We start from the raw sequence: 21,958 nt of genomic DNA on the forward strand, positions 1-21,958 counted from the left end.
GAATAGAATGGATCAGTCTGCAGAAGCTTGCTGCAGCAGCGGAGTGATCTGCCGTACGGTTGCGCGACGGTTGGCCAAACTTGCGTCCTCGGTTTCGACTTTGAGGAACTGCTCACCATAGCCTTGCACCAAGAGGTTTTCTGGCGCGATCGTAAAATTCTCCGACAGTGCGAGCGCTATTGTTTCGGCCCGGCGGTCCGACAGGGCGAGGTTGGACGCCGCGTCGCCCACGGGGTCTGTATGACCTTCGATCAGAAAGACTTCGCGCGGATTGGCGGATAGAATTTCTTCCATCGTGGTGCCAATGTCACTCAGGTTGTCGACCTGATCCTTGAAGATCGCCGCTGACCCGGTGGCGAAGTTGATGGTATCAAGGTCAATGCTGGGCACAAGGTTGCGGACTTCTTCATGCTCGCGGATCTGGCGCAGGCTGAAGCGCCGGTCCGGCTTGGTGTCGGCCTGCAGGGCTGCGCGCAGCGCCGCTTGACCGGCGGTACTGACAAGAATGCTATCGACCCCGGTGTAGGTGTTCAGTAGCGCCGCGTCGATGGACTCAGCCCGCACCGTATCGTCGAAAAGCTTCACTTCGGTGCCGTCCGCAGCTACCTGCGTTCGGCTCAGAACACGGCCTTCACCGTCGCGGACGGTGACAACATGGTCGCCGGCAGCACGGGCCACCAAAGTCCGTGTCGAGCCGTCAGAGAACGTCTCGGTGCGCACATTCACACCCTCGCGAAGCAGTAATGCGTTGTCGTCCTTATAGACGACAAGCTGTCCGTCACGGTTCACGACGACGCGGTCTCCGATGTTGGCGACAACCTCGCTGCCATCATCAAGCAAAGACCCCACGGCGGCGGAACCATGCTGACGCATGAATGACTTCTCGAAAGGGCTCATTTCGCCGTCTTTGGCCGCCGTCGCCTCGGCACCCTCTTCGCCAGCAAGTGTAGTGGAACCGTCAACCTGTGTCCCGAACTCTTGGTTGCTCTTACGTGCGCCACCGGCGCCAATGGTGGTCTCGGTCACTTCAGTCGGCTCGGCATCGTCGCTTGCGCCTGCAACGGCCCCGGGATTGGCGCCATTACTTGCGTCTGCGGCGGAACCGGCGTTGGCGCCATCGCTTTTGCCTTCAGAGGACCCGGATGAGGTGCCAACGCTTGCGTCTGCGGCGGAACCGGTGTTGGCGCCATCGCTTTTGCCTTCAGAGGACCCGGATGAGGTGCCAACGCTTGCGTCTGCGGCGGAACCGGTGTTGGCGCCATCGCTTTTGCCTGCAGAGGATCCGGATGAGGTGCCAACGCTCGCATTCTGCGCTGGCGAAACCTGCGGAAAGCTCAGGGCAAGTACGGCCACAAGAGCTGTTGTCGTGTAATAGTTTTTCCTTAACATTTCGATTTTCCTATTTTTAAGAAGCAACGGGATTCTAAATCTAAACGCCGCAGGGCTGGTTTGGTTCCGCCGTCGACCGCTGAAACACCAACCTATTGAGTCACCTGGACGTGACTGTTCTTCTGGGTGGCGATCCACTTCAGCTTTGCGCAAGATGCTGCTTTGGATGAACCATCGTCCGTCTGATGTCGCTTCACGCGTTATGGACGACGCGAAGCTAATCGAGGTTCAGTATCGCGCGGGACGGGGGGCATGTCGGGGCTCTGAACGTGGCGGCCAGCTTTTCGCTGCGACCGCGCGGTTCGAGATCGAATTCCGCGATCCGCTCTCCGGACCAGTAAAGCACGTAGGCAAACTAGAGGCATCCCGCCGCGATCCCAGGATCGCAAGCAGGATTCCGAGCCGACTGACCGCGCCCCATCGTTCGTCCATGTGACGCCCGCTCTCCATTTTCAGCGATACACGCGGGATCTGCTGGCCCTGGGTTGTGCCGGCGCGATGCCATCCCGTGTTTGGCGATTGACCCCTCGAGTGGCGTGCCTCGGTCACATCGGTTTCGGTCAATAAATTCTGATCAGTCCCGATGCCCGGGTCGAGCCTAGCCCCGGACTGCCGCGGAACCGCCGGTCGTCCACCACCTTGATGGGTTGAGGATTTTCGGCGAGGGTCCACGCACAGGGGGCACTAGACCCTGACACTGGAAAAGGGGGTAAAAGCCATGACACGATTTCGAAAGCCGGGTCTGAGCGAGCGCTTTTCGCAACTGGGCTATCTGCTCAAGCACACGGCGACCATCGTTGGCCGCGACCGGGACATCCTCACGCCGGTGATGCGCATCATCCTCTTCTCGGTGATCCTGGTGACGCTCTTCTTCGCGATGATTTTTTCCTATGTTGTCGAGGCGAACGGGACCGGTACGTTGCTCTTGTTGGCGTGGCTCGGCGCGGCCTTTTACCATTTCTTCTACTTCAACCGCCAGGAACTAGCGTTGAGCTGGCTCGTCTTCGAAACGGCGGCCGGTCGGGATCGCAGCTTTTCCGAAGCGACCGACCATGCAGGTAAACTCGGCGGGCAGATACGCATACTGGCCTTTCTGGACATGGCGGCAGCCTGGATCGCGTGGCGGCGCGGCAACTCGAACAACAACGGCCTTCTGACCAACCTTGTGCTCGGCGCGATGACGGAAGGCTGGGACCTCGTGAATCATTTCCTCCTGCCTGCCTTCGCCGTGGACGGTGTGGGGTTTCGGGACGGCATGGGCAAGCTGCGCGCAACGCGCGAGAACGTCCCCGAAACCCTGGTGGGTGTCTTCGGGATTGACGTGATCGGCCGCGTCGTCGCCACCATCGTGGCGCCGCTTTACATCCTGCTGATCCTTGTCGGCCTGATCGTCGGCGTCTGGGCCAGCGGCACGATGCCCGCGGCCTTCGAGGCCGGTCGCTTGGGCGACGTCCTGCCGCCAGCAGCATTCGACTATCTGCCGGTATCGGCGGCCAGCGTGTTCAACTGGCTTCCGCTCTTCGTCTGCATATTTCTCGGCAAGTTCGTATCCTCCGTCTTCAAACGCGTGGTCACGGCGGTGAAGGTGATCTACTTCACGCTGTTTTACGCCCGCATCCTACACTCCGAGGATCTGGCTCCCGATATCCGGGACGAGTTGGAAAGCTATCTGTCTTTCGGCGGCAAGGATGACGACGACGCGCCCGGCGCCGTCCCGACCTGACAGTTGCGTGCACGCGCCATGGCCCGCAGGGTTTGCCGCTGCGGGCCATCGCCAGAAGCGTTTAGAGAGTTCAGGGCGCGCGCTATTTGTCGCAGCGAATTCCACGTGACTGTTGAGGGTTCGCCGGCTGGCACGAGCCAAGCGCCTGGGAGGCCAAGGACACTTAAAGAGACGTTGATCTGGCCGTCCCCGGACACGCTCATGGCAATGGGTCGCGACAATGGACTCCAGCAGATCTGGTGCTGATTGAGAGTGGAGTCGCAGGGTCAGTTCAGCGGTGTGAGATCCAGCGCGGCTCTGATCGACGTGATTGCGGACTCGACCATTTCGGGGTTGGCGCTTGCGCCTTCAGCCAAAGCGCGCAATGTCGAGCGTTGGTCGTCACTCAGCGTCTCGCTGTTGTCGATCAGGGCGAGGATCTCGTCACGATCAAAATTCGCCGGGGTCAGCCATTCTTCTGGTTCGGTTCCGCTCGCAACGGTATTGTCAGTTTCGGTTTCCGCCGTCGCGTTAAGCGCCCCGGTAGAACCGTCGGAACTGGCATCATCAATGACCCGGACCGTTGTCGTGATCTCATTCGGATCGAGTATGGTCGGCTCCCCATTTTCGGATGTCACCACGATTGCGCCTTCGGTGATTTCATCGCCGACCACGGTGCGATCATCATCGACACCTTCGGCCTCACGCGATTGCTCATCGGTGCTTTCGCCAGGCAAGGATTCAGCCTTTTGCGTCTCGCGAGCCTTCTGATCGGCGGCCCTGTCTTTATCTTCGCGCGCGGCTTTTTCTTTTCGCTCTGATTCTGCCGCCTGTTCGATGCGTTGCTCCTCCAGCCGGGCATTCTCGGACTGGGCGCTGAACCAGAAGGCGCCGCCGATAACGACAGCGGCTGCGACGACGATGGATATGATAATACCTGGGCGCATGGGTTGACCTACTCTTGTTCTTTGTCCCGGCAGTGGCTTCTGGCCGCTGATCGAGCAGTTGCGGTGGTCGCGTCGCGGAATGCCGCGAGGCGGATATTATCATAACTGCCGACGGTCGTTTTCGTTCCTTCCGCGGTTTCCGTACGCGTTGGCGCATCATCGCCCTCGGTCAAGATATGGGACCGGAGTATGGAATACGGCTCCATCGGCGGGTGCGCTGCATTCCCGCCCATCAGGGGGAGTATGTTTTGCAAACAATACCAGTGCCTTAACGAATGCCTAAAATGAATTCCGGAACGAATGGCGCAATTTCCTGTTGTCAAAGGTGATCGAACCGAAACATTAGGAGACTCACCATGTTGAAAAAAACCACTCGCGTCGCGCTTCTGGGTTCAGTCGCTGCACTCGCATTCAGCACTGCCCACGCCCAGACCAATGACCCGTCCGAAAGCAATATTGACACCGAAGCCTGTGTCACCCTGGCCGAACGCCTTGCGAGCGACGTAGACGTTGATGCGGAAGTGCGCACCGAAGTCGAAGATGTCATCGCCACAGGAGACGTGACACAATGTCAGGTGCTTTTCACCGCATGGGAGAGAGAAGGCACGGTGACCCGAGAGTCACTTGAGATGGTGGGCACTGACACGGTAACCCAGCGCATGGTCGTGCAGCAGGAAATCGAGGTCGACGCAGACGTTGCGGTTTATCAGCCGCCCGCCGAAGTTGATGTCGATACCGGCACGCCCGAGGTCAGCTGGTCCATGCCGCGCCAGACCCTTACCATTGATGAGCAGGCGCCGCAGATCATCGTCCGTCAGGGCCGGGCCACCGTGAATGTTGAGGTTCCCCAGCCGCGCGTTTCGGTCATGTTTCCGGAGCCTGAAATCATCGTCACCTGGCCTGATTCAACAATCGACATGTCTGAAATCAGCCCGAAGATCGAGGTTCGTATCCCCGAGCCGAAGGTCACCGTCAACATGCCGGATCCGGTAATCGAATTGACCATCGGCGGCTCTGAGCCGGCCGACCTGGTCGAACTCGATGACGGACGGTTTGCCCCGAAAGGCGCAACGAAAGAGGACCTACAGCCTCGTATCTCGATCCAGCAGCGCGAAGCGAAGGTTACCCCGAACCAAGAGGCCAAAGCGCCTGAAATCGTCGTCAACCGGGGTGAACCGAAGGTTACGTACGAAGGCGAAGAGCCCGAAGTGTCCGTGGAAATCATCGGTGAGCCCGAGATCCGTGTCTCCCCAGGGCAGCGCGACGGCGAGGCGAATGTGACAATCCGTAGCGACGCCGCTGAACGTGAGGAACGGACCAGATTGTCCCAGGAAGACGATCAGATCAGCGACTGATCAGGCTGCCCCAGCCGGACCACGTGCCCGGCCATGCGACAACCAGGAAAACGGCATCTCCATCTCACAATGGAGGTGCCGCTTGACCTGGGGCTTGCGTCATGACCAAGCCGATTTGCCTTTTCGACGGGGGGGTCGACGTTGAAGCTTGTCTCGGAAGCATGGGTTTCATGGCAGCGGTCGCGGTCGGCGCGGTTCAAGCACGCGCAAAACCACTGGGCGCCGGGCTGCGTTCCGAAGAACCGACTTTTCCGGACAGCCTGCCCGAAGGGCACGTCAAAAGGTCTTGGCGCCTTTCCGGCCTTGCGCGGAAATTGGAAGCAACTGGCCCAGAAAAACCATCCACAGGAGTCCGGGCATGGAAGAAAGAACACCCATTCTGCGACCGGGCGAGACGTGCTGGCGCATCGAGACGGCCGACCGCTTGGCGGTGATCGTTGACGCCGCTGACTACTTTACCACTTTGCACGAAGTCATGCAGAAGGCGCAGCACAGTGTCATCATGATCGGCTGGGAGTTCGACACAAGGATCGACCTTGATCCGCGAAAGGAAGCGGACGATGTGCCCAAGCGCATGGGCAGGTTTCTCAGCTGGCTGGCGTGTCGCCGCCCCGACCTGAATATCTATCTTCTGCAATGGGATGTGGGCCTTCTGTCGACGCTCTGGCGCGGGTCGACACCCCTCAGGCTCGTCGATTGGATCCTGCGGCGGCGCATTCGCCTGAAGCTTGACCACGCGCACCCCTCAGGCTCGGCGCATCATCAAAAGATCATTGTTATCGACGATGCGCTTGCGTTCTGTGGTGGAATAGACGCCACCGCAGACAGGTGGGACACACCCGAGCATTTGGATGATAGCCCGTTCCGAAGACGCCCCACCACGAAACGCCCCTATGATCCGTGGCACGATGCAACGACCGCCGTCGATGGCGACGCTGCGCGGGCGTTGGGTGAACTCGCACGTACAAGGTGGGAACGTGCGACCGGCGAGCGGATCCCGCCAACGCGTGCAGCAACGCCCCTCTGGCCGTCGAGCCTGGTTCCCATGATAAAGAACGCCCGAGTGGCGATTTCCCGCACCGAACCAGCCTATGCCGGGCATGGAGAAATCCACGAGATCGAGGCGCTCTATCTTGCGATCATTTCAGCGACGCGCCGCGTGCTCTACATCGAAAGCCAATACTTTGCGTCGCGGGTTCTGGCCGAGGCGATTGCCGCCCGGCTGGGGGAGCCGGACGGGCCGGAATTCATCGTGATCAATCCAGAAACGAGCGATGGCTGGCTCGAGGAAAATACGATGGGGTCAGCCCGGGCCCGGTTGCTCGAACTTGTGCGCAAGGCCGATATTCATGGCCGATTCCGGCTCTATACGCCCGTGACACGGCACGGGGCACCGATCTATGTGCATGCCAAGATCGTCATCATGGATGATACGCTCATGCGCGTCGGATCGTCCAACCTCAACAATCGGTCGCTGGGGTTCGACACCGAGTGTGATTTGTCCGTCGAGGCCAGACCGGGGATGCCGGGTGAGGATCGGCTCAGGATGAAGATCGCGGGGCTGCGCAACGGGCTGCTTGCCGAGCACCTGGAAGTTGACGTGCAAGTGGTGGATCAGGCCGTGGATGCCGCGGAGGGGTCGTTGATCGGGGCCGTTGAGGCGCTGCGCGGTACTGGCCGGTCACTGGTTGCTTTTGTGCCGCCGGATTTCGGCTACGTCGGGGACAAAGTCCTGCGGGAGAACAACCTGCTGGATCCTGAGCGTCCCGCGCGCCGCCGGTGGCGCAGACTTCGGCAAGGTATGTGCCTTCCCCTGGGCCAAGCCGGCAAGAAAATCACCTGACCGATGAGAGGGCCGCGCCCTCACCGGGCTATAGATTGATGCGCTCGCGCCACCACCACTCGGGGTGTTCGCGGCGAACGAAATTTACCAGTTCTTCGCGTAGGCGCATTTCGATTGTCCAAGCCTTCCAAGGGTTCGGGGCCATCGCATAGAACTCAATGGTCAGGCCATTTGACGAATGACCCGTCAGGTAGGCGAATAGCTGGTCGTGCTCGATCACTTCAGGATCGGCCTTGCCGAGGGCCACGAATTTCTTGCGCAGGACATCCACATCGGCCATCGGGTCAAGGACCATCTGGATGGTGCAGATCATGCGCTCATTTATGACCGACCAGTTCCTGAATGGATAAGACAGGAAATACTTGACCGGCACGATGATACGTCGCTCGTCCCAGGTGCGCAGCCGGATGAAGGTAAAGAAAATCGCTTCGACAATACACCAGTCGCCCTCGTAATGTATGCTGTCGCCAATCCGGACAGGCTTTGCGATCGCGATCTGCAAGGACGCGACCATGTTGCCGAGCGTGGCCTGCCCGGCAATGCCAAGGATCACCGTCAACACACCCGCCGAGGCAAGCAGTGTAACGCCGATATCGGCGAAAAGGTTGAATTGCATCAGTACGAAAACGATCGAGAAACCAACCGTGGCAACCAGCACCACCCGACGCAAAGCATACATGGAGGTATAGAACTCGCGTTCGGACGAACTTGGCGTATCGTAAGCGTTGCCCAGATGTCTTCGGGTCAAGTGGTCAAGCAACGCATCGATGCTGCGCAGGGCGGCAAGGCAGAAGCCGACGACAGCCAGCATCACCAGCGCAAGTCCGATGATCATGGTCGCCTGTCCGGAAAAGGAAACTGCGAATCCCAAAAGCCACTTCGCCGTCACCGAGGCTGTGACCAGCGAAAGCGGCAGCGCCGCGCGTTCGAATACGCGATGCTGTATGCGATCTGATGACATGTACCTCCCAAGGCCGACAAGCCAGGAGGTCAAAAAGCCCACAAGGATTACGACGGAAATCAGCAGGGGCAGGGCGATCCATTCCCAAAGCTGCAGCCCGCCGAATTCGCCTTTCAAGGATCTAGGAATATGGGATTCCAGGGCCGTTGGGCCGAAAGCATCGTGGAGCATGTCGATATTGGCGACCGTGTCGGTCGAGATCAACCAGACTGGAACATGCGCTTCGCCCTCCGGCGTTTTCTCAGCGTAACGACCAAGCCGTATGGCGTAGGTGTCACCGGCGACCTCAAGCTCTTCGAGAAGGAAATCCCGCCTCGGTTCCGAATGCTGTTGATCAGTGGTGCTGTCGGGCGACCGCGCGTCCGCCTCGGGCGGAATGTCCGCCCAATCGATCAGGAGTTTTCGGTCGATCGTCGAGGCGAGTTTGGCTGCGAGGTCGTGACCGCGCGATTTCTGTTCTTCTTCGGGCAGTTTTGAAAGGTTCAGGAAATGCATGGCGGTTTCGAAATCGCCCGTTTCCGCAAGCTCAAGAAAGCTTCTGAGCGCGACACGGGGCGAGCTCCGGTCCATTTCACTCGGCGGCGCGTCAAGGCCCGGATTGATCGCCTCGGTTTCGTACCAGAGCTCCGGGTTGTCCTGTGCTGCAAGCGGCGCAGTTATGGCAAGCATCGCGACCATGCATGCACACAGCAGCAGAAGATATCGTTTGGCTGGGGTGGCCTCAGCGTTCATCGAACGGGGCCGAATGGGGCGGACATGCATAACTCTTCATTTGAAAAACGCGTGATTTGATCTTCCTGCCACGACACCGATGAATGTGTGACGCGGCCAGAAAGGCAGTTGACCGGCGACTTCTGTCGTAAGCTCTTGCAAGGTAGGAAAAAACGCAAGAAACGGCCGGAGATCGTCGGCCGCTTCCGCGCAGGCGTAATCGGTCAAGGGTATCAGGCGGTTTTCGCCCAATCGTCGACCTGCTTTTCGGCCTCTTCCTTGCCCAGGGCGTATTTTTCCTGAACCTTGCCGACCAGTTTCTCGCGCTCACCGTTGACCTGTTGCAGATCGTCGTCGGTCAGTTCGCCCCACTTGGCCTTTGCGCTGCCAGTGGTCTGTTTCCATTTACCTTTGATGCTATCCCAGTTCATCGGTCTCTCCATGTGTTGGTTGCGGACAGTGTGATAACGCCACGGCCGCCAGATAGTTCCATCGTCCAGTGAGATACCCGCCCGCGTGGTGGGGCAGCCCAACAGTCGGGTCTGCGGCCGCTTCAGGTTCAGCACATGCTGCCACGATCCCGCCAACAACGGTACGGTCGTCGGTCGTGGTAGATGTGCCTGCTGTCGCTTGGGAGTTCTTCCGCCAGTTGGCGCAGGCAAACGGATCAATGCGGGGGATTTCGGAACGGACCACTCGGTCAGACGTTCTTTTACTGATGGGTGAGCAAGCGGTCGGTTCTCGATCCGCCCCTCGCCTGCTGCTATAGGAGAATTCCCGAATGAAGACGCTTCTTTCAACAACCGCCCTTGTGATGACGCTTGGGTTCCCGACCATGACGCTGGCTCAGTCGACCGACACAGCCTCCACCACCAATTCCGGAACTCAGCAACACGCAGGGAAAATGTCCGGCTTTCTGTCACAGCGTGGCCAGGCCGACCTCTACGCTTCGGATCTGATCGGACGCGATGTTCATGCACGCAGCTCGTCGGACGGAAAAGTCGCGGCCACCGAACGAGACACCGGCAAGGCCAATGGCAAGAACCGCATGTCGACGATGAACCGCGCCGATCTGGACGAGATGGAAACGATCGGTCAGATCAACGAGATCGTACTGTCGAGTGACGGGCAGGTTCGCGCCTTCGTGATTGGTGTTGGCGGATTCCTCGGCGTTGGCGAACAAGATATCGCCGTGACGATGGACCAGGTCACTTTCGCATCCGATGCCGATGACCAGTCGCATACCTACATCGTCATGAATACCGGGGCAGATATGCTGAAGGACGCCCCTGCCTATGCCGGCATGTCGGTGCAGGGCGATGCTGCGGATGGGAGCCGCGAAACCGTTCGTCCGAAAGCTCGGGAAGATGTTGCGGGTGACGACGACCAGAAGCGAGCCGATCGCACCACGCAAAGCGATGATGCCGAACGTGGCGATGAAAAGACGCGCACCAACGACCGGACCGCGTTTACAGCTCCCGATATGGAGCGAGAAGGCTATGATCGGGTCGAAGCCCGGGACGTCTCGACCGAAATGTTGATGGGAATGACCGTCTACGATGTGAACGACAACAATGTCGGCGACGTTCAGGACATGATTCTTGATGACAAGGGCGCGATCTCCAACGTCGTTATCGACTTTGGCGGGTTTCTTGGTATCGGCAGCAGCCAAGCCTCGCTTGGCTTTGGCGAACTGACCATCCTGACGAACGAAGGCTACGATGACGTGCGCATCTATGTTGATGCGACCAAGGAGCAGATCCAGGAACTGCCGCGGTACATGGCCTCGAAGTGACACCTCGAGAGGTTACGGCATCGTCATCGCGGCCGATCCGGCGATGACATGACCGGCCCATCCTGAACCTTCCCACAAAAGAGGCCGCACAATCGCTTGTGCGGCCTCTTTTCGTTTAGCGCCTGTGCCGGTTCAGCCGGTGTGCTGCGGCATCGCCTTGAGCTTTTCCTTCGTGGTGTCCAGGTGTACGCGCAGGTCGGATCCGTCGGTTTCCCGAAGAACGGTCAGCTGCTCGAACGGCAACAGAACGGAATGTGCCCCCAGGCCAAGAAATCCGCCGACCTCGATCACGGCGTCGGAGATCTTGCCGTCAGAGGTGATCTCAAGCGAACTGATCGTTCCGATGGTCTCGTCGTTTCGGCCATAGATAGTCGCGTTCTCGACATCGGTTGTCGTCAGATCATGCGGCTCTGCACGGTCGTAGCCATTGCGAACGAACCCGAATGCGCCGCCGGTTCCGGTTTTTTGTGGCGTTTCTGCGATATGTGTCATTTTAATTCTCCCATATCCCGTTGTGCGGGATGTCTGGCAACAGGTGCCCCCTGCAGGGGTGTGGCTGGTACCGTAACTTTCGTTGGGTTGCCTGGCGCGTCTGCGCCTTGCAAGCCCGTGTCAAACGGGTTCAGCCACATGGAAAGAACCCGAAAGTGGGCCTTGCGTTCCGAAGGGGCCAGCCTCAGGTGGAGTTCTCCAGAAAAAACCGGACCATCTGCGCGGAGGCATCGGGCCCTTTGGTGTCGGTATAAGATCCTGCTGCATGGCCGCCCGACCAGCCGTGGCTCGCCCCTTCGATCATCCAGAGCTCCAGCAGAACGGCACCGTTTGGTCCGGCGTATTCGCTACGCGCGTATCCGCGTCCACGAACAGACCTTTTTATCTCTTTCGTTGGAACAGCCTCGTCCCCCATCGCCGCCGCGACGATGATCGGCGCATTGGAAGGATGCACCGTGCTGTCGGTATCGCCATGAAAGATGATCCGGCGGGTCGGATTTGGCCCTGCCGGGGTGGCGGGCGCGATATCACCGGGGGTTCCGCCACTGCGCATCGCCGACATTGCCGAGATCACGTTGCGCGCTGTGCCGCGGCTCAGGCCGGAGTGAATCCCTGCTGCCGAAAAGACATCCGGATAGACGTCTGCCAGGATCGCCGCCATCGCGCCGCCAGAGGACAGGCCGGCCACGAAGACCGACTCGCGGCCCAAGCCGAATTCCTTCATGAGCTTTCGTGTCAGCGAGGCCAAAATGGCAGGCTCGCCGGCACCGCGCGCCTGGTGGTCCGGCTTGAACCAGTTCCAGCAGGACGCGCTGTTGTGGCCCTCGGTCTGCGCCGGGTAGGCGATAGCGAGGCCATGCTTCTCGGCAAGCAGGTTCATCCGTGTTCCGACAGCAAAATCATCCGGGGTCTGGTCGCAGCCGTGCAACATGAGGATCAGACCCTTGGGTTGCTTCGGCCGACTGGCGGGAAGGTAGAGTTTGAACGCACGCGATCCGGTGGTGCCGTTGTGCTTTCGAGTGATGTAGCGCGCTCCCGTCGGGATGCGGGGCGAAGCCTCATCTCCGGGTGATCGGGCTGTTTCGTTCGGCTTGAGCGATTTCGCCTTGAGCCGTTGCTTAGCCACGCTGCCGCGCTTGCGGCTCGTCTGCGACACGTCGGCCTTGCGCGGCTTGGCCGCGTTCGGAATGAATGCGGCAAACGGGGCGAGTGCTGAATCCACCATGAAACCGGTCATCGCGTCTTGGAAAGAACGGGTTTTCCTGGTCAGCGTGGTAGGGCCCATCAGCCGGTTCATCCTTCGCACTTTGGCCGTGAGGGAACGTTTCATGTGAATGTCCTTTGATTGGAAGACCTCCCTTCGTCCTGTACAATGACCAAAACCGATTTACGTTCCCGAGAGGCCACCGGTTGCGCAGCAATTTCCGCGCGGCAGCCCTGTGGTGTGCGCCTTGTCACGCACTTTGCAAATCGGCGGCAATCGCAAGCCGGACCAACGCCGGAAGCGATTCCACCCCGGTCTTGCGCATCACCGACGCGCGATGGTTTTCGACTGTGCGCTGGTTGATCCCGAGATCGTGGGCGATGATCTTGTTGGGCTTGCCGTCCAGAACCCGCTCAAGAATCTCGTGCTCGCGCGCGGTCAGGTTAGAAAACCGCTCCTGTGCGGCCTTGCGGGTGTCTGCCTGCGCATGTCCGTCATCGATTTGTGCCATTGCGGCCCGCACACTGGCCAGAAGCTCGGCGGCGCTTGTCGGTTTCTCGATAAGGTCCGAGGCGCCGGCCTTCAGCGCGGCCACGGCCATGGCGGCGTCGCCGTGGCCGGTCAGCATGACGGTGGGCAACTGAGATTCCTGTGTTCGCAAACGGTCTATCAATGCCACCCCGTCCATGCCGGGCAGCAGGTTGTCGACCAGAAGACAGGCGCCGCTACCGGGTCGCGGCGCCGAAAGGAACTCCTCTGCTGACGCATAGGTGACGACCACCCATCCTTCAGCTTCGAAAAGGCGCCGCATGGTTTCACGAATGATCGGATCGTCGTCGATGACATGCACGGACGTGCCGGATGGCTCCGCTCGCCATGCGGCCTCGGCCTTGGCCAAGCGGGCCATGAGCATGAGATCGGATATCTGGGCCAGAAGCACTTCGGGCAGCACCGGCTTGGTGACCTGACTAAAGGGTGATGCGGCGATGCTTTTCATCGTGGCGGAGGTAATGTCGCCGGTCAGGATGATGGTCGGCACCGTGACGCCCAGGATATCCGGCAGATCCTGCGCCAAGGTCAGGCCGTTCGCATCCCCGTGCAAGTCGAAATCCGTCAGCAGGAGGTCGGGCCGCGCCACGTCGCCGCTGGCCCATGCCAGCGCATCCTTCGCACCGGCCCTGGGAATGACCTTGTGACCCTCTTTGGTGAGAACGTCGGCCAGCAGATCCCGCAGCGGCTCTTCATCCTCAACCAGAAGAATCGTCCCGGTCTGTCGCTCCGAGACGCACGGTTCGGGTTCCACTTTCGGCGGTGCCAAGGCCTCGGGATCCGCGTCGACAACTGGTAGCGAGATCATGAATGTCGACCCCTTTCCAGGGGTGGAGCGCATGGAAACCGGATGCTCCATAAGCTCTGCAAGACGTTGCACGATCGACAGCCCCAGCCCGAGGCCCTGACCGGCAAACATGTCGGCTTTTTCGACCTGGTGATAGGCATCGAAAATCGCCGACTTGTCCGACTCGGCCACGCCAATGCCGCTGTCGCAGACATGAATGTTCAGGGTCTCGCCCTTGTGGCGACAGCCGATCAGGATACCGCCCTTCGGCGTGTATTTCAGCGCGTTGGACACGAGGTTGCGCAGCATCTGCTCCAGAAGTTGCGGATCGGTCCGCACCCAGGCCCTGGACGGCACCGACCGGAGTTTCAAATGCTTGAGTTTGCATTGCGGGCCGAATTCATCGACCAGGCGCTGTATCAACGGGGCGATTGGTACGGGTCGCATGTCGGGCCGGACGATACCGGACTCGATTCGGTTCACATCCAGCATGGAATCCAGCATTGCCGTCATGGAATTCAATGTTTGATCAAGAAGCGCGGCCAGCCGTGCCCCCTCGGTCGATCGCTTGCGCGGGGCGAGAAGCTTGTGCAGCAGCGCCATGGATTGCAGCGGTTGGCGCAGATCGTGGCTGGCCGAGGCCAGAAAGCGCGACTTGGCCCGGGTTGCCCGGTCGGCCTCTTCTATCGCGGCGAGCAGCGCTGCGTGGTTGCGCTTGCGTTCGGTGATGTCGACATAGGTAATCACGACGCCTTCAACCCTGTCAGCCTCGGCGCGGTAGGGTTGAATACGTCGCTGGAACCACTGACCGTCGGAGCCTTCGGTTTCCTGTTCGATCGGGTCGCCGGATGCGAGCACGGCGCGCGTGTCTGCGGCGAGATCGTCATCTCTGGACACGGCGGCCAGGTCCGACAGCGGTCGGCCGATATCGGTCGGGATCACGTGAAAGATTGCGCGCGCGGCGGGGGTGAAGAACCGGATGTTCAGGTCCAGGTCCAAGAACAGCGTAGCGACATCGGTGCTGTATAGCACGTTCTGCAGGTCGTTGGCCGTGGTGCGGTGGCGTTCGAGGGTTTCTTGCAATTGGCTGTTCAGTGCGGTCAGCTCTTCGTTCAGCGATTGCAGTTCCTCTTTCGATGCCAGCAGTTCCTCGTTGGTAGATTGGAACTCCTCGTTGACCGACAGCGCCTCGGCGGCGTCTGCGGCATGTGCCTCGACCTCGCGGTCCAGATCGCGCAGGGCATCCCGCAGGTCGTGACGGGTGGCAACAAGTTCGGCCTCGAGATTCGCAGTTTGGCCCTTGGGTGACCTGTCGGATGATCCCGCTGCCGCAGGTTGGCCCGGGTACGGAGTTTCGAGAAAGCAGGCCAGCAACAAAGGCTCGCCCCCGGCCGAGACCGCGTGCAAGGCGATATCATAGCTGCCGGAACTGCCGATGCGCCCGCCGGAAATGGTTACGACCGGGTTTTGGGAGTCGCAGGTTGCCGCCGCGTCCCGAAACCTTGCGCGCAGGGCCTTGGGCAACATTCCGACAAATCCGGGGTCGGGGTGGCCCTGCGTGATCTTGAGGTACTTCTCGGTCGGGCCAAGAAGATAAAGGCATTCAAGCCGGACATTAAGCAACGCCGCAGCAGGCGCATAGTTTTCCAGCAATATCTTGCGGCAAAGATCAACCAGCGCGGTTCGTTTTACCGGGGGTTGGGCGGGAGAGCGCGGCTCGACCTCGCCCCTGCCCGCGGCGAATTGCAGATCGCCGGGCAAGCTCTTGCCGACCCGGCGCCAAAGCCGCGAGGCCTTGTCCTCAAGCGCAAAACAGCTATTGCTTTGCCCCGGCATTTCGGCTGAACCCAGCAACAACAGCCCGTCCTGGCGCAGCGCAAAGCAGCAGCGCGCGACAACACGTTTTTGCGCCTCGGGCCCCAGATAGATCAGCACGTTGCGGCACGAGACCAAGTCGATCCTGGAAAACGGTGGGTCAGACAGCAGATCGGCAACGGTGAAGACGATCACGTCACGGAGCGTCGAGGTGACGCGCCAGCCGTTGTCTTCGGCCACGAAGAACCGGGCCAACCGTTCGGGGGAAACATCTGCTTCAATATCCTTGGAATAGAACCCCGTTCGTGCTGTGGCGATGGCTTCGGGGTCGACATCCGAGGCAAGGATCTGCAGCCGGGCTTCAGCCCCGGCGGCCTCCATCGCCTCTATACAGGTGATGGCAAGGCTATACGCCTCTTCGCCGGTGCTGCACCCCGCCACCCAGACCCGCAATGGCCGTTCGGGCGGCAAGGCCTTCAGCAGGCTGGGGACAGCCTTGGTTGACAGGTGCTTGAACACGGCGGCGTCGCGGAAAAAGCTGGTGACATGGATCAGCAAGTCGGATGCCAGGCGCGTGCGTTCTTCGGCGTCGGATTGCAGGATGTCCAGATAGCGTGCTGTCTCGTTCGGTCCGAGCCCGATATTGGACATTCGGCCTGCTATGCGACGTTCGATGGTCCCCCGTTTGTAAAGCGAGATATCCTGCGGAGCATACTCGTCTACAAGGGCAATCAATGCGTCGTAATCCACGGTGTCCGTTTGACCCGTACAGTCGCCGTCATCCTTGCCATGCCTAGGTGTGTCGGTTGCGGGGTCCGAAGCTGGTGTCACGGCCCCCAGAAAATCATTAAGCGCGCCGACCATGTCTTTCGTAGCGAGGGTCCGGTCGACGAAACCGGTCTCGATGGCGCTTTCGGGCATGCCCGGATAGGCGGCCTCTTCGGGGTCTTGCGCTATCACCAGGCCGCCCGCGGCATGTATGTCGCCGACACCGATGCTGCCATCAGTGCCGGTGCCCGACATGACGATGCATCCCGACAACGCGCGCGCATCGATGGCAAGCGAGCGCAGCAGGACATCAAATGGCAGCCGCACCCCCTTGCCGCCCTCCGGTTCGGAGAGATGCAGGACACGCTGCGCGACCGTGAGGAAAAGGCCCGGCGGAATGACATGCAGGCACCCTGACCGCAGGGCCATGCCTTCGGACGCCTGTAGAACCTCGAGCCCCGTGTCGCGGGCTAGAAGATCGACCATCATGCTTTCATGCGTCGGATCGAGATGCAGGACCAGAATGAACGCTGCATACATGTCATTCGGCATGTTCTTGAGCAGGGCGCGGCATGCCTCAAGCCCGCCGGCAGAGGCCCCGATGGCAATCACGGGCAAGTGTTGTTGCGGTTTGTCGTCCGACATGGGCTTTCCAGACAGGTCACAGGGCAAGGCTGCAGATACAAGCAAGGTCACTGGATACGTGTCGGATGCCATGCAGTCTCTGACACGGAACAATTTCGGGACGCCTCTGGACGCATATCAGATTTCGGCATTTCCTGAAACGGTCGTTGATCATGGCCCCGGCGGGCAGATTGGCCAGCCCTGAACGAACGGCCTGAGTAGATTCCGATCCTACTGCCACGCCCCCCCGAAAAAGTAGTGTTCGTACGTAACGAGTTGAGTTTGACAAGTGAGCATGAAGGCTGGGCAGCCAGTGAGACGGATATCCGAAAGCAGAATCCCTCTCCACTCGCATCTCCAGGCTTCACACGCGGGTTGCCCAGCCCGTTCCGAAGGGCGCGGTACGTTCGCGGCGCGCCCCACAGGCATTTGCATCATTCCGACCCGCGACGCCCGTAGGCTGCGAATTCAGCCCGATCAATCGAAAGGAAACCACATGAGTCAGATCGTTTATATCGTCGGCGCAATCGTCATCGTCCTTGCCGTGCTGAGCTTTGTCGGCCTGGCCTGACGGTATTCCGATGCGCTCGAACCTTTCCACCAAAGTCCAAGGAATATCATAATGCCATCCGCAATCATGCCTCCCGGCCAAACCTCCCCAAACGGGTCCTATCTGGATTGGCCCGCCATTCTTGCGGGTGGCGTGTTCGCGCTCGCAATCTCGTTTCTGCTGATCAGCTTCGGTGCGAGCCTTGGGCTTTCGCTGAGTTCGCCCTATCGCGGCGAGGGGATGTCGGCCTTCTGGTTCGCCATTGCTGCGGGCATCTGGTTCGCATGGGTGATGGTCACCAGCTTTGGTGCCGGCGGATATCTTGCCGGGCGGATGCGTCGCCACGCAGGTGACGCGACCGAAGACGAGGTCGAGACGCGCGATGGCGCCCACGGCTTGATCGTCTGGGCCACCGGCGCTCTGGTCAGCATCATCCTTGCCGCATCAGGCGTTGGCGGGCTGGTAAGTGCGGGCGCGTCTGCCGTGGGTTCGGCTGCCAGCACTGCGGTGAATGTCGCGTCCGAGGCGGCGTCTTCCGACTATTTCGCCAATGTCATGCTGCGCAGCGGTGCCCAGGATGCGGGCGCAGGGGCCACCGATACGGATGTGGCTTCGGGCAACGATGGTGACCCGGCCATGACCCCGGGCAGCCAGTCGGCCCGGCAAACCACCGAAATTGCGGGAGTCGATCCCGATGTTCAGCAAGAGATTGCCGGCATCCTCATGCGTAGTGCCGCCAATGGCGAAGTCGTCGAACGCGATCGCAGGTATCTGGCCTTGCTCGTCGCCGCGAACAGCGACCTTGACCAGAATGCTGCCCGCACCCGTGTCGATGAGGTTGTCGCCGAGATCGACGGAGCCCGAAACGCGGCGCTTGCAGCTGTCGAAAAGGTGCGCGTTGCCGGAGTGGTGTTCGGCTTTATCGTCGCCGCCACCTTGCTGGTCGGTGCCGTCGCGGCCTTCTTCGCCGCCGTTGCCGGTGGGCATCACCGTGATGAAGGGCTGGGCCTGGATGTGCTGACGGTGCGCCGATGATGCACCTGTGTTTCCCCAACTCTGAAAGGATAGACCCATGCCCGCCATTATCGCCTGGCTTCTCGGAGCGCCGCTCCTTGTCGTGATCATCATCGCCTTGCTGCTCTGAGCGATCGACCCACAGAGCCCGAGCACACCTTCAAAGCCTGGAAAGGAGCTTCCCCATGCCCCAGCAAACACAAGCCGAGATGTTCATTCAGACGCTTACAGAAATGCGGGATGCAGAACGCAAAAGTCGAGATGTCGGGTTGCGTCTTGACGTCAATCCGCAAGTCCAACGGATCATGCATGCCTTTTGGACGGATCCGAACGACGACGGCCACCCTTTGAATCGGACCCTGCGAAACCAATGGGTGGAATAAAACCCGTTGGCCCGAACCAAGGCAGATGAGCCTACCTTTTTCGTAACCCGTGACCAAGAGTTCAAGGAATGACCCGATGACGATTGAAACACTCGACGACCTGTTCCTGCACACGCTGAAGGACGTGCTCTATGCCGAGCGCAAGATTCTCAAGGCGCTGCCCAAGATGGAGCGCAAGGCGACCGACCCGAAGCTGAAAAAGGCCCTTTCGTCGCATTGCGACGAAACCGAAGACCACATCGTGCGGCTGGAAGAGGTGTTCGATGGTCTCGACAAGGCAGCGCGCGGTGCGAAATGCGACGCGATGGTTGGGCTGCTTGAAGAGGCCGAGGGCCTGATGGCCGAAATCGACGACGCTGAAACGATGGATGCCGCGCTTATATCGCTGGCCCAGGCGGTCGAGCACTACGAGATCGCCCGCTATGGGACGCTGGTCGCTTGGGCCCTGCAACTTGGGAATCCGAAGGCGGCAAAGCTCCTGCAAGCGACGCTCGACCAGGAATACGGTGCTGACAAGGCCCTGTCCAAATTGGCCGAAAAACGCCTGAACGCTCTCTCCGCCTGAGATGGAGGTGACGCTTGTTCGTGCGTGGGTTTGCGGCGCGCGGCGCGGCCTGACCCGCAGTCATTCGCTTCATTGGCAGTCATGACCTCCAGATTCGACCTCCTGGCGGTCGGTCTCATGTCTGCGACGCTTTCGTCGCGCGGGTCTCAACCAAGAAGGAAACATAACCGATGATCGAACAACATGCATTCCACGCTCTTCTCCCGCAGCAGGTGCCAATCCTTCGTCGCCGTGCGCTCAAGCTAACGGCCAACGAGCATCGTGCCGAGGACCTGGTTCAGGACACGCTACTAAAGGCCTGGACCAAACGCGACAGCTATCGGCCGAATACAAACCTGCGCGCCTGGTTGTTCACTATCCTGCGCAACACGTTCTTCTCGGATCTGCGAAAGTTGCGCCGCGAAGTCGAAGATGTCGATGGGGCCTGCGCGCGTACCCTGTTCGAGGAACCGTGCCAGCATCACGCACTTGCCCTGAAAGAGCTGATATCGGCCATCGCCAATTTGCCCGATGCCCAACGTCAGCCAATCGTGCTGATGGGTGCATATGGGTATTCGCAGCTCGAGGCTGCCAATGCCTGCAAGTGCACGGTTGGCACGATCAAGAGCCGGGTCAGCCGGGGGCGCAGCACTCTCAACCACGCCCTGGTCTACGAATTGGCGTGAACCACGGTCATCACCTCGCAGAGTGTTCGCGACTAGTTGCAGCTTCGTATTGATGCCGCTGACTGGCTATCCAAATTGCAGTGATTGTTGAGCGCCGCAAGCGCTCGTTCAGAATGAGAAATTGCGGCATCCGGCGATAGGATGCCTAACAGGTCACCAACTGGGCGGGGATTGCAGTGACGATATGCTTAAAAAGCAATGCCGAACACCATGGGCCCCAGCAGGATGAAGGTTCCAAAGGCCACGGCGATAGCGATGATGTTCATAAGCAGCCCCGCGCGCACCATGTCCGACATTTGCATCCTTTCATACGCAAAGACGATCGCATTGGGCGGTGTTGCCACGGGCATCATGAAGGCCATGGACGCGCCGAGGGCGACCGGCACTGTCAGGATCAGGGGGTTCAACTCCAAGCCCATCGCGACAGCCCCGAGAATCGGCAGGAACGTGGCCGTCGAAGCGGTGTTGGAGGTGATCTCGGTCAGGTAGACAATGGCGACAAGCACGGCCAGCACCAGCAACACCGTGGAAATGTCGAACCCGGCCACACCTTCGCCGATTATCCGTGCCAGTCCCGAAGACGAAAACCCACTGGCCAGCGCCAGCCCGCCGCCAAACAGCAACAGGACACCCCAGGGCAGGTCACGCGTGGCGGTCCAATCCAGCGCGTAACGCCCGGTGCCGCGCGACACGGGCAGGCCGAACAGAACCAGGGCTGCCGTGATGCCGATCATCGCATCATCCAGCGGTAAGCCCGTCAGCCGGACCAGCGGATCGCGCAGCATCCAGCCCAGGGCGGCAGTGCCGAACACGATCGCCACCAGCCGTTCACCGCGATCCATCGGCCCCAATGACTTGACCTCTTGACGCACCAGCTCATCCGCATTGCCCACCGCGATGCTGCTTGCCGGGAAAAGGAAACGCGTGAGCAAGAGCCATGTCAGGGGCAACATCACGGTGACGACTGGCAAACCGATCATCATCCAGCGGGCAAAGCTGATCTCGACCCCGTAGGTTTGCTGAACGAAACTGGCCAGCATCGCATTGGGCGGTGACCCGATCAGCGTGCCGACCCCCCCGATCGAGGCGCTGTAGGCCACCGCCAGCATCAAGGCGATTCCGAAGTTGCGCACCATCCGGTCATCTTGGCTCTGCCGACCGACGAAGTCGATCACCGACAAGGCGACCGCGAACATCATGATCGCGGTGGCTGTATTCGAGATCCACATGGACAGCAAAGCGGTAGCCAGCATGAACCCCAGCACGATCCTGGCAGGCGCAGCCCCCACAATCGATACGATCCGCAGCGCAATGCGGCGGTGCAACCCCACCCGCTGCATTGCGGCCGCCAGAAGAAACCCGCCCAGGAACAGAAAGATCAGCGGGTTGGCATAGCGCGCCGCGGTATCGGACATGTCCTGCACACCCAGAAGCGGCATCAGGACCAGCGGCAAAAGCGCCGTGGCGGGAATCGGCAAGGCCTCGGACAGCCACCAGACCACCATCCAAAGCGTAATGGCCAACATGCGCCATGCCTCGACCGGCATTTCCTCGGGCGGGCTGAGCCAGATCAGCAGCGCGGCCCCGGCGGGCCCGGCAATCAACCCGGCGATCCGCAGCGCTGGGGCCCGCTGAACGCTTCGCTTGGCAGGGTGGACATTTCTGTCTGCTGGCATTGGAACCTCGTGTTCAATCGACATCGGCATGCGCGGTAATCTTTGAAGACCGGATACGGACAGCTTAGGCTCAGGACTCATAGCCAATAAATGACGAGCGCCGCGAGTGCGATGGCGGAGAGGAAGACCTTTGGGCATCTGTCGTATCGGGTCGCCACACGTC

General features: G+C 60.3%; 16 protein-coding genes and 1 pseudogene. 8 read left to right on the top strand and 9 right to left on the bottom strand.

The annotated features are described in order from the left end of the window. Positions 1-12: 12 nt before the first annotated feature. A complete protein-coding gene (locus tag M8744_RS16475; protein WP_251419797.1) occupies positions 13-1,389 on the bottom strand; it encodes an OmpA family protein in 1,377 nt (458 codons plus the stop codon). Positions 1,390-2,107: 718 nt separating this feature from the next. Here M8744_RS16475 and M8744_RS16480 point away from each other — a divergent pair. Further along, positions 2,108-3,112: a hypothetical protein gene (locus M8744_RS16480; RefSeq protein WP_251419799.1), complete on the top strand. Its 1,005-nt coding sequence runs from the start codon at positions 2,108-2,110 to the stop codon at positions 3,110-3,112. A gap of 266 nt (positions 3,113-3,378) precedes the next feature. Here the strand turns inward: M8744_RS16480 and M8744_RS16485 are convergent, their stop codons facing one another. Continuing rightward, positions 3,379-4,038, bottom strand: a complete 660-nt coding sequence (locus M8744_RS16485) for a hypothetical protein (RefSeq protein WP_251419801.1) — start codon at positions 4,036-4,038, stop codon at positions 3,379-3,381. A 356-nt stretch (positions 4,039-4,394) separates the two neighbouring features. Between M8744_RS16485 and M8744_RS16490 the strand changes: the two genes are divergently transcribed. Further along, on the top strand, positions 4,395-5,393 hold the full coding sequence (locus M8744_RS16490; RefSeq protein ID WP_251419803.1) for a hypothetical protein: 999 nt from the start codon (positions 4,395-4,397) through the stop codon (positions 5,391-5,393). 358 nt (positions 5,394-5,751) lie between these two features. Continuing rightward, on the top strand, positions 5,752-7,236 hold the full coding sequence (locus M8744_RS16495; protein ID WP_251419805.1) for a phospholipase D-like domain-containing protein: 1,485 nt from the start codon (positions 5,752-5,754) through the stop codon (positions 7,234-7,236). Positions 7,237-7,264: 28 nt separating this feature from the next. On the opposite strand, the gene M8744_RS16500 is transcribed toward M8744_RS16495, so the two are convergent. Further along, positions 7,265-8,929, bottom strand: coding sequence for a mechanosensitive ion channel family protein (locus M8744_RS16500; protein WP_251419806.1), 1,665 nt, complete (start codon positions 8,927-8,929; stop codon positions 7,265-7,267). A 212-nt stretch (positions 8,930-9,141) separates the two neighbouring features. Next, positions 9,142-9,339, bottom strand: coding sequence for a CsbD family protein (locus M8744_RS16505; RefSeq protein ID WP_251419808.1), 198 nt, complete (start codon positions 9,337-9,339; stop codon positions 9,142-9,144). 350 nt (positions 9,340-9,689) lie between these two features. Here M8744_RS16505 and M8744_RS16510 point away from each other — a divergent pair, with 350 nt between their 5' ends. Then, on the top strand, positions 9,690-10,703 hold the full coding sequence (locus tag M8744_RS16510; RefSeq protein ID WP_251419809.1) for a PRC-barrel domain-containing protein: 1,014 nt from the start codon (positions 9,690-9,692) through the stop codon (positions 10,701-10,703). Between the two features lie 132 nt (positions 10,704-10,835). Here M8744_RS16510 and M8744_RS16515 read toward each other — a convergent pair whose 3' ends face one another. The 3 genes from M8744_RS16515 to M8744_RS16525 form a co-directional block, all read right to left on the bottom strand. Beyond that, positions 10,836-11,195: a PRC-barrel domain-containing protein gene (locus M8744_RS16515; RefSeq protein WP_251419810.1), complete on the bottom strand. Its 360-nt coding sequence runs from the start codon at positions 11,193-11,195 to the stop codon at positions 10,836-10,838. 184 nt (positions 11,196-11,379) lie between these two features. Beyond that, entirely contained in the window at positions 11,380-12,525 is a 1,146-nt protein-coding gene (locus M8744_RS16520; protein ID WP_251419811.1) for an extracellular catalytic domain type 1 short-chain-length polyhydroxyalkanoate depolymerase, read from the bottom strand. 124 nt (positions 12,526-12,649) lie between these two features. Next, positions 12,650-16,963 carry a CheR family methyltransferase gene (locus M8744_RS16525; RefSeq protein WP_251419813.1) on the bottom strand — a complete coding sequence of 1,438 codons (4,314 nt, stop codon included), beginning with the start codon at positions 16,961-16,963 and terminating at the stop codon, positions 12,650-12,652. Between the two features lie 601 nt (positions 16,964-17,564). On the opposite strand from M8744_RS16525, the gene M8744_RS16530 reads away from it, so the two are divergent. From M8744_RS16530 to M8744_RS16545, 4 genes are all read left to right on the top strand, one after another. After that, on the top strand, positions 17,565-18,527 hold the full coding sequence (locus tag M8744_RS16530; protein ID WP_251419815.1) for a hypothetical protein: 963 nt from the start codon (positions 17,565-17,567) through the stop codon (positions 18,525-18,527). A 164-nt stretch (positions 18,528-18,691) separates the two neighbouring features. Then, positions 18,692-18,889, top strand: a complete 198-nt coding sequence (locus M8744_RS16535) for a hypothetical protein (RefSeq protein ID WP_251419816.1) — start codon at positions 18,692-18,694, stop codon at positions 18,887-18,889. 76 nt (positions 18,890-18,965) lie between these two features. After that, entirely contained in the window at positions 18,966-19,454 is a 489-nt protein-coding gene (locus M8744_RS16540) for a YciE/YciF ferroxidase family protein (RefSeq protein ID WP_251419818.1), read from the top strand. Positions 19,455-19,624: 170 nt separating this feature from the next. Further along, positions 19,625-20,119 (top strand): sigma-70 family RNA polymerase sigma factor, encoded by a 495-nt coding sequence (locus M8744_RS16545; protein WP_251419820.1) that lies wholly within the window; start codon positions 19,625-19,627, stop codon positions 20,117-20,119. Positions 20,120-20,307: 188 nt separating this feature from the next. Here the strand turns inward: M8744_RS16545 and M8744_RS16550 are convergent, their stop codons facing one another. Continuing rightward, positions 20,308-21,795, bottom strand: a complete 1,488-nt coding sequence (locus M8744_RS16550; protein WP_251419822.1) for an SLC13 family permease — start codon at positions 21,793-21,795, stop codon at positions 20,308-20,310. A 77-nt stretch (positions 21,796-21,872) separates the two neighbouring features. Continuing rightward, positions 21,873-21,958 (bottom strand): annotated as a pseudogene (locus M8744_RS16555) (IS5/IS1182 family transposase); the annotation flags it as partial.

Source organism: Lutimaribacter degradans, from assembly GCF_023703375.1.
GTDB lineage: Bacteria > Pseudomonadota > Alphaproteobacteria > Rhodobacterales > Rhodobacteraceae > Lutimaribacter > Lutimaribacter degradans.